The sequence below is a fragment of the Citricoccus sp. CH26A genome (genome assembly GCF_000224415.1).
In the GTDB taxonomy this organism is placed as follows: Bacteria; Actinomycetota; Actinomycetes; order Actinomycetales; family Micrococcaceae; genus Citricoccus.
In genome coordinates this window covers 26,531-39,267 of the sequence record NZ_AFXQ01000026.1, presented here as the reverse complement: position 1 = coordinate 39,267, position 12,737 = coordinate 26,531, and the positions used below count along the sequence as shown (strand labels likewise).

The following is a 12,737-nucleotide window of genomic DNA, read 5'->3' as shown; positions in this document are numbered from 1 at the left end:
TCGGGGCGGCGGACGTGCCGCCACCGGCACCGGCCGCTGCGGACGTGCCGCCACCGGCACCGGCCGCTGCGGGCGTGCCGGCCCCGTTGCGGGAACGGACCTTGTTCCGGGCGCCCACCATCAGGTCACGGCCCTGGGAGGAGACGATGGAGATGATGAGGATCCACATGACCAACAGCAGGCCCATGCGCAGGGCGGCGACGGCGAGTTCGCTCACTGGTCACCTCCACGGTTCCTGGCCGGTAGCTTGCGGAAGACCATGGTGACCCGGCCCATGGTGATCCGGTCCCCGTCCCGCAGCACGGTGGACCCGTCCACCTTACGGTCATTGACGTAGAAGCCGTTGGTCGAGCCGAGGTCGACCGCCATGACGGTCTGCCCGCGGGTGATCACCTCCAGGTGACGGCGCGAGACCCCGGTGTCGTCCACCAGGATGTCCGCGTCAGCCGAACGGCCGAGCACGATCGAGTCCGCGTTGATCGCGTACTTGCGTCCGTCAATCTCCAGGACCGGCTGCAGGGGGGCATCGGCGTCTACGGGGCGGGCCCGGGGTCCGGGGCCGGAGGTCCTGGGGGCTGCGGGTGCCACGGCGGCCGGGGGGACCGGTGACGGGCCCCGGGAGGGAGAGGGCGTGGGGCGAGGCGCCGGCTCACGCTCCACCGGCGCGGAGGGCGCGACGTCGGCCGAGCCGGTCGCCGTGGGCGCGGCGCCGGCGCCGCCCGCCTGGTCCGCCCCGCCGGTGCGGTCGGAGACGGCCTCGATCCCGAGCTTGCCGGGGCGCAGGGCGCCGTCCTCGACGAAGGTGACCCGCACCGGACCGTGCAGGGTGTACCCCTGGTCCTGGGCGTGGCGGATGGCCTCGTCGCACAGTTCCTCCGCCAGGGCGGAGCCCCACTTGCGGGCCAGCTCGAAGTCAGGGGTGGAGAAGGACACGGTGAAGACATTGGGCACGAGGGTGCGGCCCTCGGAGAGGGCCATGGCCTCGTCGTCCATGGCCAGTCTGAGGGCATTGGCGATCTCGACCGGCTTCACCGCGCGGGTGCCACCGGCCGAGAAGGCCGACTGCACGGCCTTCTCCAGGCCGCGCTCGAGGTTGTCCAGAAGACCCACGCGGGGTTCTCCTTTCCGCAGATGTCTGTGTCGATAGTACGCGGCCGGGGTGAGGGAACCGTGAGAGGCAGGACCACCGCGGATTGCGGAGTGGCTGCGAGGGGGACCGGTGGCCGGGGCCGGTGGGGTATCAGTGGCCGCATCGAGGCCCGAAGACCGGGTGTCCATGCCGTCGCCGTCCTCGATTTGGGATTCGGGGAAGGTTGTGGCTAAGATGGATCCTGCTGTTCTGACCGGCACGAAGGAATCCGCAAGGCCTTTCGTCCGGGAAGACAGACCAGCAATCTCGCGCGAGTGGCGGAATTGGCAGACGCGCTGGCTTCAGGTGCCAGTGTCCTTACGGACGTGGGGGTTCAAGTCCCCCCTCGCGCACGCGAGTCGAGTGAAGGCCCCGGACCATCGGTCCGGGGCCTTCGTCGTGTAGGCCTCGGGCGGCAGGCGCCGCGTCAGTCCAGGGGCCGGGGCATGGGCCGGGCGAAGCGGTCCAGCAGTGGCCCGTGGAGGCTGCGGTGGTCCCTCCAGTGGGTGTCGATCGCCTGGTCGTAGAAGCCCACGAGCGTCTGGGTGGCGGCGCGCCAGGAATGCCGTTCGGCCTCCTCGCGCGCGGCCCGGCCCATCCGGAGGCGCAGCCCGGGATCCGTCAGCAGTCGCTCGAGCCGGTCCGCCCAGCCGTCCACGTCAACGGGATCGACGAGGAAACCGGTCCGCGCGTCGTCGATCACGAAGGGGATCCCGCCCGCCCGGGCGCCCACCACGGGCACCCCGGAGGCCATCGACTCCAGGGCCACCAGGCCCAGCGTCTCCGTGGTCGAGGGGAAGGCGAAGACGTCCGCGCTCGCATAGGCCTGGGACAGTTCGGGGCCGGACATGTAACCGGTGAACACCGTCCACGCCGGGTCGAAGTGCCTCCTCAGTTGCTCCACGTGGGGGCCCGAACCGACCATGGCCAGCCGGGCCCCGGGCACCCGCTGCCGCAACCGGCGCATCGGTTCCAGGAGCGCATCCAGGTCCTTCTCCCGGCTCATGCGTCCCACGTAGACCACGAGGGGAGCCTCGGGGTGGCCGTCCGTGAGCCGGGCGCGCATCGGCGCGGAGGCGTGGGAGGGGCGGTAGCCGGTGGTGTCCACGGCCTTCGGCCACAGGCCCACCCGCCGGATCCCGACCTGGCGGGCCCGCTCCACCATGGGGCCGGAGGTGCACAAATTCACCTCGGCCTTGTTGTGGATGAACCGGATCCAGCTCTCCGCGGGGTGCCGTGCCCAGCCGACCCGCAGCGACTCGGTGTACTGGGGGACGTCCGTGTGGAAGCTGGCCAGCTGGGGCACGTCGCGCCGTCCTGCGGAGAGCACCCCGTAGGCGGCCAGCCAGACCGGGTTGACCGTGTGCACCAGGTGCGGGCGGAAGGCCTCCATCTTCCGGGCGATCTCCGGGGTGGGCATGCCGACCTTCAGCTCGGGGTATAGCGGGCGCAGGGAGACACCGCGCACCCGGACCACCTCGTGGCCCGCGTACTCGGCCGGCGGGTGGCCGGGGGCGAAGAGCAGGACCTCGTGGCCCAGGTCCCTCAACTGTTCCAGGGTGCGCACCACCCGGGTCACCACCCCGTCGATCTTGGGCAAGAAGACCTCGGTGAACATCGCGATGCGCATGCGGCTCCTCGGCGGGCGCTGCGGGAGGTCCCCGACGCCGGACCGCGGGCGCCGGCGTCGGGGACCTCCCGTGTCAGGTCACTGGACGGAGGCGTGTGCCGCCGGCGCCGGGCGCGACGGGGTGTACTCCGGGATCCCGGCATGCTGCTGGGCTGTCCACAAGGAGGTGGCCGGGACCCGGGACAGGTCCGCGCGGTCCCGGTACCTCTCGGCGATCTGCTCGACCTCGAGCAGCAGGCCCTCGGACAGGGTGGTCGGGTTCAGGCCCAGGTCGATGAAGGCGTCGTTGACCACGTGGAGATCGTTCTCGGCGGACTCCTTGCGCGGGTTGGGCACCATCTGCACGTCGGCGCCGGTGATGCGCCCGACCAGCTCGGCCAGGTCCCGCACGCGGTGGGTCTCGGTCATCTGGTTGAAGATCTTGACCCGGTCCCCGGTGGCCGGCGGGTTCTCCAGGGCGATCTGCACGCAGCGGACCATGTCCTGCATGTGGATGAAGGCGCGGGTCTGGCCACCGGTGCCGTGCACCGTCAGGGGGTGGCCGACCGCCGCCTGCATCAGGAAGCGGTTCAGCACCGTGCCGTAGTCGCCGTCGTAGTCGAAGCGGTTGATGAGGCGTTCGTCGAGCTGGGTCTGCGCGGTGTGCGTGCCCCAGATGATGCCCTGGTGCAGGTCCGTGATCCGCAGCGAGTCGTTCTTCACGTAGTAGGCGAAGAGGTGCTGGTCCAGCACCTTGGTCATGTGGTAGATCGAGCCCGGGTTGGTCGGGTACAGGATCTGCTGGGGGATCCGGTGCGGCTCGACCGGGTTGCCCTCGGCGTCCTCCTGGGCGGTGACCTCGACGTCCAGGTAGCCCTCCGGGATCTTCATCCCGGCCGTGCCGTAGCCGTAGACGCCCATGGTGCCCAGGTGCACGAGGTGGATGTCCACGCCCGAGTCGACGATCGCGCACAGCACGTTGTGGGTGGCGTTGACGTTGTTGTCCACGGTGTAGCGCTTGTTCTTCGGGGACTTCATGGAATACGGCGCGGCGCGCTGCTCGGCGAAGTGGACCACGGCGTCCGGGCGCTCGGTGCGGAAGAACTCCACCAGGCCCTCGTAGTCCTGGGCGACGTCCAGGAAGGCGAAGCCGATCTCCTTGCCGGAGACCTCCTGCCACGCCGCGCGCCGCTCGGACAGGGACCGGATGGGGGTCAGGGACTGCGCCCCCAGCTCCTCGTCGATCACCCGGCGGGAGAAGTTGTCCACGATGATCACGTCGTGGCCCAGGTCAGACAGGTGCAGGGAGGCGGGCCAGCCACAGAAGCCGTCTCCGCCGAGGATCGCAATCTTCACAGGTACTCCCATTGCAGGTTGAGGGTGACCGGACACCGTCCGCCGGTTCCTGTCGTCGTCCGGGGCGCGCGGCGGGTCGTCGTGTGGGTCGGACTGTGTCGAGCCTATCCAACCGCCGGCTGCGTGAGGGTCCTGCTGGTCCCCGGATGACGGCCTGACCGGGGACGCTCGACGGCCCGGCCCGTGGTGGGTGGCGGGCGGGATGGGGTAGGAGTGGAAGCGGTGGACCGGCGTGCTCCCCGGGAGTACCTCGAGGTTCACGGGACGTTCATCTCCCGGGCAGGAATACTTCCCGGGGAGGTGCTGTTCTATTGAACGTTCAACCATAGAAGGTGGACCGGCCGGACCGCGGTCCGGACGCCACCGCCGCAACCCAGAGGAGAGCTCATATGACCGCACTGACCCCCGGTACCTGGAACCTGGACGCCACCCACACCGACGTGGACTTCACCGTCCGCCACGCCGGCATCTCCAAGGTCCGCGGCACCTTCAACGCCGTCGAGGGCTCGCTGGTCGTCGGTGATGACGCCACGGCCTCGAACGTGAACGTGACCATCGACGCCAACTCGGTCGACACCGGCCAGCCGGACCGCGACGCACACATCAAGGCCGCCGACTTCTTCGAGACCGAGGCCCACCCGAACATGACCTTCGTGTCCACCGAGGTGCGCGGCGACGCAGCCGGCGAGTTCACCCTCGTGGGCGACCTGACCATCAAGGGCATCACCCAGCGCGTCGAGCTGGACGCCGAGTTCGGCGGCCAGACCGTGGACGCGTTCGGCATGACCCGCGCCGGCTTCGAGGCCAAGGGCGAGATCTCCCGCAAGGACTTCAACATCACCTGGAACGCCCCCCTGCAGGCCGCCGCCGGTGGCGTGCTCGTCTCCGACAACGTGAAGATCCTGATCGACGCCTCCTTCGTGCTGCCGTCCGAGGAGACCGCCCAGGCCTGATCCTCAAGGGCCTCCTCCGGGAGGTCCCTCCAGTGCCCCCGCGGCCGCCGGCTGACCGGACGTCCGGGGGCCGACCACGCCCCGTCCTCCCGTGGATCTCCCGGGAGGACGGGGCGTTCCCGACCGCCGGATGCGCCGCGGCCGGGGGAATGAGGCTTTCAGGCCCGGCGGTCGTCCGCCTCGCGGCCGGCGATGCCGACGTTCACGTCCGGGCGGTCCGGGAACATCAGGGTGTAGGTCAGTCCCGCAATGGCCGCGCCGATGAGCGGGGCCAGTATGAACAACCACACCTGACCGAGGGCCTCCATGCCGGCGAACCAGGCCACGCCGAGGGACCGGGCGGGGTTCACGGAGGTGTTGGAGACGGGGATCGAGATCAGGTGGATCAGCGTCAGGGACAGGCCGATCGCCAGTGGGCCGAAACCGGCCGGGGCCCGCCGGTCGGTGACGCCGAGGATGACGTAGAGGAACGCCGCCGTCAGGACGACCTCGATCAACAGCACCGAGAGCAGCGAGTAGCCGTCCGGGGACCGTTCGCCGTAGCCGTTGGTGGCGAACCCGGACTCCACGGCACTGAAGCCCTCCTTGCCCGAGGCGATCGCCAGCAGCAGGGCGCCGGCGATGGTGGCGCCCATGACCTGCACGACCATGTACGGGGCGACGTCCCGCCACGGGGTCCGACCGGCCAGGGCCGTGCCCAGGGTGACGGCCGGGTTGAAGTGGCCACCGGAGATGTGGCCGACGGCGTAGGCCATGGTGAGCACGGTCAGGCCGAAGGCCAGTGCGACACCCAGGAAGCCGACGCCCATGTTGACGCCGGCGTCGGTGTCCATCACCTGGGCGGCGAAGACGGCGGTGCCGCAGCCGCCGAAGACGAGGATGAAGGTCCCGAGGGCCTCCGCCAGGAGCCGGGCGGCGGTGCTGTGTGTGGACATGGTGCCTCCTGAGGTGCGAGTCATGTGCGCGGGATGACAGGGGTGACGGCCGTGCAAGGGCCCCCGGGCCTCCCGCCGACGGTGAGGACAGCGCCCGGTGGGTACCGGGCGCCCCCAGTATGGACGCTTGCCGTGCGGGAGGGCACCCCTAGACTGGCGATGGACCTGGACCCGGCGGCGCCGAGGGCGCCACGACGCCGGGACCTGAGGACGAGACCGACGGAGGCCCGTACATGGCAGGCAAGACCGCGCACCAGAACACCACCTTCCCGCTGCCCGACAAGGACCCCGGCCAGGACGGCGACCGGCTGGGCCACGGCTACCTGGCCACGCCCGAGTCCGGGTCCGGGCCGGGTGTCATCGTCATCCAAGAGTGGTGGGGACTGACCGACCACATCAGGGACGTGTGTGATCGCCTGTCCGCGGAGGGCTTCACCGCCCTGGCCCCGGACCTCTTCGGCGGCTGGGTGGCCCACGACGGCGACGAGGCCGGCGAGATGATGTCCAAGCTGCCGGCCGAGGAGGGCGCCCGCCAGCTGGCCGGCGCCGTGGACTACCTGCTGTCCCTGGACGCGGTGACCTCGCAGACCGTGGGCACCATCGGCTTCTGCATGGGCGGGGGGTTCGTGCTCGCACTGGCGGCCCAGCAGGGCCCGAAGGTCTCGGCCGCCGTGCCGTTCTACGGAGTGGGCCAGGCCGTCCCGGACGCCTACTCGGGCGTCCGGGCCGCCATCCAGGGGCACTACGCCGAACAGGACTCGATGTTCCCGCCGGACCAGGCGCGCAAGCAGGAGCAGCAGATCCGCGAGGAGTCGGGTGCCGAGGTGGAGTACTTCTTCTACGACGCCCCGCACGCCTTCCACAACGACGAGAACCCGCAGGGCAACTACCGGCCCGAGCAGGCCCGCCTGGCCTGGTCCCGCGCGGTGCAGTTCCTCAAGGACCGGGTGAAGTAGGCCCCGTGCCCCGTGCCCGCGACCGGGCGTCCGATCCGCGGCCGGCGCCCGTCCCGGCCGTCCCGGAGACGCTCTTCCTCTCCACCATCCCCGGCGCCTCGCCCTCCAAGTGGGTGGACCGCTTCACCTCGCGCGAGCGCCGGGCCCAGCTGGTGAACCACGACGTCGGCGGGCAGCTGGCGTTCCTGGCCCCCGGCCCCGGTGGCTCGGCCCCCCGGGGCCTGCCCCAGCTGGGCTACCTGCGCTGGCCGCTGGACTCCGGGCCGGAGGCGCTGTTGCGCGCGGGCGGGATCGACCCGCAGGACGTGCACGTGGTGCGGTTCTACGAGGAGGACCCGGTGGTGTGCGTGGGCAAGGACCACCTGCTGGCCGCCTGGGACCCCGAGGCGGACGGTCCGGTGCCCGTGGAGGAGCTCGACCCGCAGGCACTCATGGACCCGGACCGGTTCGCGCCCGAACCGCCGGCCGATCCGCTGGAGGCGCCGGAGGTCCCCGGCTCCGGGGAGCGGATGGCCGTGGAGATCGTCGCCAGCGGGACCGGGCACACCGTGCTGCCGGCATCCGTGGCGCGCATGTTCGGCCGCAAGGACGTGATCGTGCTGCCGCTGTCCGGCCACCCGGGCTGGGGCGTGGGCCTGGCCTGGCTGAAGTCAGCGGACTCCGAACTCGTCCAGGACTTCATGGGGGCCGCCAAGGGCCGCCGTCCCGGCTCGTCCCGGAACGATCGCGGGCAGTCCGCCGCGGGCTCCGCGTCCGCCGGGGTGTCACGGACGGCGGCGGGCGGGCGACCGGCGAGGAAGCCCTCCAGGGCGCCGTCGAAGTCCTCCTCGAGACCGCGCAAGCGCCGCTGAGCGGCCGCCGGGTCCCTCAGTCCCAGGACAGCACGAAGCCCAGCTCGTCCAGGATGCGGGACGCGGTGGCCTGTGGGTCCTCCGCGGAGACCACGGTGATCCCGTCCTCCCCCGCGGCCAGCGGCTCCATCAGGGCCGCCTGGCTGTCCACGAGCGAGGCCGGCATGAAGTGTTCCCGCCTCGACGCCAGCCGGGCCCGCAGCTCGTCCGGGGAGGCCAGGATCTGCACCACGGTGACCGGGTAGCCGCAGGAACGCAGCACGTCCCGGTGGGCGCGCCTGAGCGCCGAGCAGGCCAGCACGGCGGGCAGTCCGAGCCCGCCCAGCCGGCCCAGCTCCGCGGCGAGCCGGTCGAGCCAGGGCGCGCGGTCGTTGTCGTCCAGGGGGGTCCCGGCGGCCATCTTCTCGCGGTTGGCCACCGGGTGGAAGGCGTCCCCCTCCACCCAGACCCGGCCCAGCGCCGTCGCCACGAGCCGGCCGACCGTGGACTTGCCGGACCCGGTGGGGCCGGACACCACGAGGTGGGCGGCCCCGGCTGGCCAGGGCGCCGGCGTCGGGGGCTGCGGGTGTTCCGTGTGCTCGGCCACGCCCCCAGCGTACGGCGGAACGGGCCGGGACGGGCAGGCTCAGCCGAGGCGACCGGGCTCGGCCGACTCGTACGGTTCCCCGTCCGGATCGGCGGGGACCGGTTCGGTGCCGCGCCACCGGGCGATGAACGTCATCAGGTGGAACACCACCAGCACCATGGCGGTGCCCAGGGCGATTCCGCCGAACTGCATCCCGCCGAGGTCCAGGGTGGGGTTGGCGATGGCGACGATCAGTCCCGTGCCGGCCGCCATCAGGTTGATGGTGTTGGAGAAGTCCACCGAGTTCTGCACCCAGATGCGCACGCCCATCACGCCGATCATCCCGTACAGGATGATCCCCGCGCCGCCGAGCACCCCGGCGGGGATGGTGTTGATCAGCGCACCGAACTTGGGCAGGAAGGCCAGGGCCAGGGCCGTGCACCCGGCCACCCAGTACGCCGCGGTGGAGTAGACCCGGGAGGAGGCCATGACCCCGATGTTCTCCGCGTAGGTCGTGGTGCCCACGCCGCCGCCCGCCCCGGACAGGGTGGTGGACAGGCCGTCGGCCATCAGCGCACGCCCGTAGGAACCCTCCAGGTCCCGGCCGGTCATCAGGCCCACGGTCTTCACGTGGCCGATGTTCTCCGCCACCAGCACCAGCACCACGGGCAGGAACAGGAACAGGATGTTCCAGTGGAACTCGGGGGCGTGGAACGGCGGCAGGCCCACCCAGGCGGCCTGGCCGACCGGGGCGAAGTCGACCTGTCCCTGCGCCAGGGCCACCAGGTAGCCCACGATGATGCCCAGCAGGATGGACAGCCGGCCGAGCAGCCCCTTGAACAGGACCGCGGCCACGACGATCGCCAGGGTCGTGGAGAAGGTGGTCAGCGGCGCCTCCACCATGGCCTGCGTGGTGGAGCCGGCCAGGTTCAGGCCGATCAGCGCCACGATCGTGCCCATCACCACGGGGGGCATCAAGGCGTGGATCCAGCCGACGCCGGCCCTCTGCACCACCAGGCCCACGAGGAACAGGGCCACGCCGGTGACCAGGACGCCTCCGAGGGCACCCCCGATCCCGTGCTGGTTCATGGCCGCGGAGATGGGGGCGATGAACGCGAAGGAACTGCCGAGGTAGGACGGCACCCGCCCGGCGGTGATGACCAGGAACAGCAGGGTGCCCACGCCGGAGAAGAACAGGGAGGCGGTCACGGGGAACCCGGTGATGGTGGGGACCAGCACGGTGGCGCCGAACATGGCCATGACGTGCTGCACGCCCACGCCGATGGTCTGCGGCCAGCCCAGCCGCTCGTCCGGGGCGACCACCTCGCCCGGGGCGATGCGCCGGCCGTCACCGTGGACGGTCCAGCCGATGCCGAGGCGTCGGGTCAGTGCGGGGCGCGAGGTGGGACGGCGGCGGGGGGAGTCCGGTCCGGGGGTCCGGTCGGCGGGCGTGTGCGGGTCGTTCGTGGTCACGGTGCACCTTCGGTCGGCGTGCAGGAGGGGCTGTCCGGCCCCGGCGGTGTCCGGCGGGCGGCTTCATCCCCGGGGAGTCAACTGACCCGTAGGGTACCGTTGAATCGTGACTGACTACGTGGGTGTGATCGGCGAGGCGCTCGTCGACGTCGTCGTCTCGGATACCGCCACCCCACGGGCCCACGTGGGCGGAAGTCCCCTGAACGTGGCGGTCGGCCTGGCCCGGCTGGGGGAGAACGTGCTGTTCACCGGGCGCTATGGCCGGGACGAGTACGGGGACATGGTCCGGGACCACCTGGCGCGCAACGGCGTGGACTCCGTCCTGGACCCGGACGACACCGCGACCTCCGTGGCCACCGCCCGGCTGGACCCCACCGGGGCCGCGAACTACTCGTTCGACCTCGACTGGACGCTGCCCCCCGCCGCGGAGCTCTCCGAGCTGGTCCGCCAGGCCCTGTGCCGGGACGGGAAGAGCCGGACCCTGACGCACGTGCACGCCGGGTCCATCGCCACCATGCTCGAGCCGGGCGCCTCCACCGTCATGGAGCTGCTGTCCGCCCTGGAGCCGGACGTCACCCTCAGCTACGACCCGAACTGCCGGCCCTCGATCGTCCCGGACCGCGCCCTGGCCCGGCGCCGGGCGGAGGAGTCCGTGGCGCTCGCCGACGTCGTGCACGCCTCGGACGAGGACCTCGCCTGGCTGTACCCAGACCGCCCGCTCGAGGAGACCATCGTGGCGTGGCAGCGGATCGAGCCGGCCATGGTGGTGGTCACCCGCGGGGCGACTTCCATCCTCTGCGCCACCGCCGCCGGCGTCTCCGAGCACCCCGTGCACCCCGTGGAGGTGGCGGACACGGTGGGAGCGGGGGACTCGTTCACCGCCGCGTTGCTGATCGCCCTCAAGGACCGCGGCCTGCTCGGTGCCGACCGCCGGGAGGAGCTTCGGGGCATCAGCCCGGAGGACACGACGGCGGTGCTCGCCTACGCCGCGCGGGCGGCGGCCATCACCTCCTCCCGGCCGGGCGCCGACCCGCCCACCCGCGACGAGCTCGGCTGAACCGGCCCGGGAGCCCGGTCCGGTCCACCGGCCCCCGGCCTAGAATGGACCCATGTCCCTCCCCGATCCGGCCCTCGATCCGGCGCCGCCGGTCAGGCCCGGCGGTGCCACGCGACGTCCCCGGATGATCGCCAGCGACCTGGACGGGACCATCATCGGCCATGAGCACTCCCGCACGGGGTGGGTCTCGCCGCGCACGGTGGCCGCGTTCCAGGCCGCCCATGACGCCGGAGTGCAGGTGGTCTTCGTGACCGGCCGCCCGATCCGCTGGCTGACACCTGTGGCCGAGGGCCTCGCTCACGCCGGGCCGGTGATCTGCTCCAACGGCGCGGTGGTCTACGACCTGGTCAGTGACACCGTGCTGGAGTCCCGGCCCATGATGCTCGACACCGTCCTGGAGGCCCGGGCGATGATCGCCGCGCTGGACCCCTCGGCATCCTTCGGCGTGGAGACCCTCGACGGGTTCCACCTCGACGCCGCCTTCATGGACCGCCTGGACGAGGACTCTCCCGCCGAGCTCGCCCGGGGCATCCACGTCGGCCGGTCCCTGGACGAGGTGCTGCCCCCGGAACCGGAGGTGGTGAAGTTCCTGGCCAAGACGCGCAGCAGCGAACCGGACGCCTTCCTGGCCGAGGTGCGGTCCCTGCTCGGCGAACTGCTGGCCGTCACCCACTCCGCCCCCGGGGTCGCCCTGCTGGAGATGTCCCGCCCGGACGTGAACAAGGCCAGCACCCTGGAGGACTTCGCCGCGCGGCACGGGATCTCCGCCCAGGAGGTGGTCGCCTTCGGGGACATGCCCAACGACCTGGAGATGATCCACTGGGCCGGGACCGGGTACGCCGTGGCCTCCGGACACCCGCTGCTGCTGGAGGCGGCGGACGCCACCGCCGCTGCCTGCGACGACGACGGCGTGGCCGCGATCATCGAGCACCTGCTCACCCTGGACTGACCCCGCACCCGCAACCGCCCCCGCTAGGGTGATGACCGTGAAGCCCCCCAGCCTGCCGCAGTACCTGAAGGACTCGTTGCCCGGCCGCCGGGGCTGGCCCCTGGCCTTCGCCCACCGGGGTGCGGACACCGCCCGGGAGAACACGCTCGCCGCCTTCCGCGCCGCCGTGGAACGCGGTTACGGCTATCTCGAGCTGGACGTGCGCACCACGCGGGACGGCGTGCTCATGGTCTTCCACGACGAGGTGCTCGACCGCGTCACCACCGGAACCGGCCGGATCTCCGACCACACGTGGGAGGAACTGGCCCGGGTCCGCGTCATCGATCCCGCCCTCGCCGGGGCCGCCGCCGGGACCCCCGGGGCAGCCGCGTCCGAGGCCCCGGAGGGTGAGCACCTGCTGCGCTTCGAGGACCTGCTGACCGAGTGGGACGACGTCCGCCTCAACGTGGACCTCAAGGACGACGCGGCGGCCGAGGCGATCGCCCGGATCGTGGCGCGCCATGACGCCTGGGACCGCGTGCTGGTCGCCTCCTTCCATGACTCCCGCCGCCGCAGGTTCGCCCGGGCGTCCGGGCGGGCCGTGGCGATGTCCGGCGGGGCGCTGGCGGTCGGGGCCCTCGTGCTCACCGCCCCGATCGGCCTGACCCGGTTCGTCGCCCGCGGGCTGGCCCACATCCACTGCGTGCAGGTCCCGGTGAGGCAGGGGCCGATCACGGTGGTCACCCCGCGGTTCGTCTCGCGCTGCCAGGCCGCGGGACTGCAGGTCCACGTCTGGGTCGTGGACGAGCCGGCGGAGATGGAACGGTTGCTCGCCCTGGGCGTGGACGGGCTGATGACCGACGACGTCGAGGCCCTGGCCGCGGTGATGGAGGCACGTGGTTTCTGGCCCCAGCGGTAGGCCGCT

Annotated in this window: 12 protein-coding genes, 1 tRNA gene and 1 pseudogene; 7 read left to right on the top strand and 7 right to left on the bottom strand. The window is 71.9% G+C overall.

Going from position 1 to position 12,737, the window contains the following annotated elements; translation table 11 throughout:
• Nucleotides 1-217: pseudogene (locus tag CITRI_RS0113290) on the bottom strand (FHA domain-containing protein); the annotation flags it as partial.
• Complete coding sequence (locus CITRI_RS0113285; protein WP_010145367.1) at nucleotides 214-1,110, bottom strand: DUF3662 and FHA domain-containing protein; 897 nt, start codon at nucleotides 1,108-1,110, stop codon at nucleotides 214-216. The gene CITRI_RS0113285 and the pseudogene CITRI_RS0113290, both read right to left, overlap by 4 nt.
• A gap of 288 nt (nucleotides 1,111-1,398) precedes the next feature.
• On the opposite strand from CITRI_RS0113285, the gene CITRI_RS0113280 reads away from it, so the two are divergent.
• A tRNA-Leu gene (locus CITRI_RS0113280) sits at nucleotides 1,399-1,482 on the top strand.
• Nucleotides 1,483-1,556: 74 nt separating this feature from the next.
• Here CITRI_RS0113280 and CITRI_RS0113275 read toward each other — a convergent pair.
• Together CITRI_RS0113275 and CITRI_RS17765 are read right to left on the bottom strand one after the other, a co-directional pair.
• On the bottom strand, nucleotides 1,557-2,759 hold the full coding sequence (locus CITRI_RS0113275) for a glycosyltransferase family 1 protein (RefSeq protein ID WP_010145366.1): 1,203 nt from the start codon (nucleotides 2,757-2,759) through the stop codon (nucleotides 1,557-1,559).
• Between the two features lie 78 nt (nucleotides 2,760-2,837).
• The gene (locus CITRI_RS17765) at nucleotides 2,838-4,094 is read right to left on the bottom strand and encodes an NAD-dependent epimerase/dehydratase family protein (RefSeq protein ID WP_010145365.1); all 1,257 of its coding nucleotides are present in this window, start codon (nucleotides 4,092-4,094) and stop codon (nucleotides 2,838-2,840) included.
• Between the two features lie 389 nt (nucleotides 4,095-4,483).
• Between CITRI_RS17765 and CITRI_RS0113265 the strand changes: the two genes are divergently transcribed.
• Nucleotides 4,484-5,047, top strand: a complete 564-nt coding sequence (locus tag CITRI_RS0113265; protein ID WP_010145364.1) for a YceI family protein — start codon at nucleotides 4,484-4,486, stop codon at nucleotides 5,045-5,047.
• A 158-nt stretch (nucleotides 5,048-5,205) separates the two neighbouring features.
• On the opposite strand, the gene aqpZ is transcribed toward CITRI_RS0113265, so the two are convergent.
• The gene (gene aqpZ / locus CITRI_RS17760; RefSeq protein WP_010145362.1) at nucleotides 5,206-5,982 is read right to left on the bottom strand and encodes an aquaporin Z; all 777 of its coding nucleotides are present in this window, start codon (nucleotides 5,980-5,982) and stop codon (nucleotides 5,206-5,208) included.
• A gap of 233 nt (nucleotides 5,983-6,215) precedes the next feature.
• Here aqpZ and CITRI_RS0113255 point away from each other — a divergent pair, with 233 nt between their 5' ends.
• Both CITRI_RS0113255 and CITRI_RS0113250 read left to right on the top strand, forming a co-directional pair.
• On the top strand, nucleotides 6,216-6,938 hold the full coding sequence (locus CITRI_RS0113255; protein WP_010145361.1) for a dienelactone hydrolase family protein: 723 nt from the start codon (nucleotides 6,216-6,218) through the stop codon (nucleotides 6,936-6,938).
• Nucleotides 6,939-6,943: 5 nt separating this feature from the next.
• The gene (locus tag CITRI_RS0113250; protein WP_010145360.1) at nucleotides 6,944-7,789 is read left to right on the top strand and encodes a LysR family transcriptional regulator substrate-binding protein; all 846 of its coding nucleotides are present in this window, start codon (nucleotides 6,944-6,946) and stop codon (nucleotides 7,787-7,789) included.
• Between the two features lie 16 nt (nucleotides 7,790-7,805).
• Here the strand turns inward: CITRI_RS0113250 and CITRI_RS0113245 are convergent, their stop codons facing one another.
• Nucleotides 7,806-8,375 (bottom strand): gluconokinase, encoded by a 570-nt coding sequence (locus CITRI_RS0113245; RefSeq protein ID WP_010145359.1) that lies wholly within the window; start codon nucleotides 8,373-8,375, stop codon nucleotides 7,806-7,808.
• Nucleotides 8,376-8,414: 39 nt separating this feature from the next.
• Nucleotides 8,415-9,743, bottom strand: a complete 1,329-nt coding sequence (locus CITRI_RS0113240) for a uracil-xanthine permease family protein (protein WP_029139323.1) — start codon at nucleotides 9,741-9,743, stop codon at nucleotides 8,415-8,417.
• Nucleotides 9,744-9,933: 190 nt separating this feature from the next.
• On the opposite strand from CITRI_RS0113240, the gene CITRI_RS0113235 reads away from it, so the two are divergent.
• The 3 genes from CITRI_RS0113235 to CITRI_RS0113225 are packed head-to-tail and all read left to right on the top strand — an operon-like array spanning nucleotide 9,934 to nucleotide 12,731.
• Complete coding sequence (locus tag CITRI_RS0113235) at nucleotides 9,934-10,884, top strand: carbohydrate kinase (protein ID WP_010145357.1); 951 nt, start codon at nucleotides 9,934-9,936, stop codon at nucleotides 10,882-10,884.
• A 52-nt stretch (nucleotides 10,885-10,936) separates the two neighbouring features.
• Complete coding sequence (locus CITRI_RS0113230; RefSeq protein WP_010145356.1) at nucleotides 10,937-11,833, top strand: HAD family hydrolase; 897 nt, start codon at nucleotides 10,937-10,939, stop codon at nucleotides 11,831-11,833.
• 31 nt (nucleotides 11,834-11,864) lie between these two features.
• Nucleotides 11,865-12,731, top strand: coding sequence for a glycerophosphodiester phosphodiesterase (locus tag CITRI_RS0113225; RefSeq protein ID WP_029139321.1), 867 nt, complete (start codon nucleotides 11,865-11,867; stop codon nucleotides 12,729-12,731).
• Nucleotides 12,732-12,737: the final 6 nt, after the last annotated feature.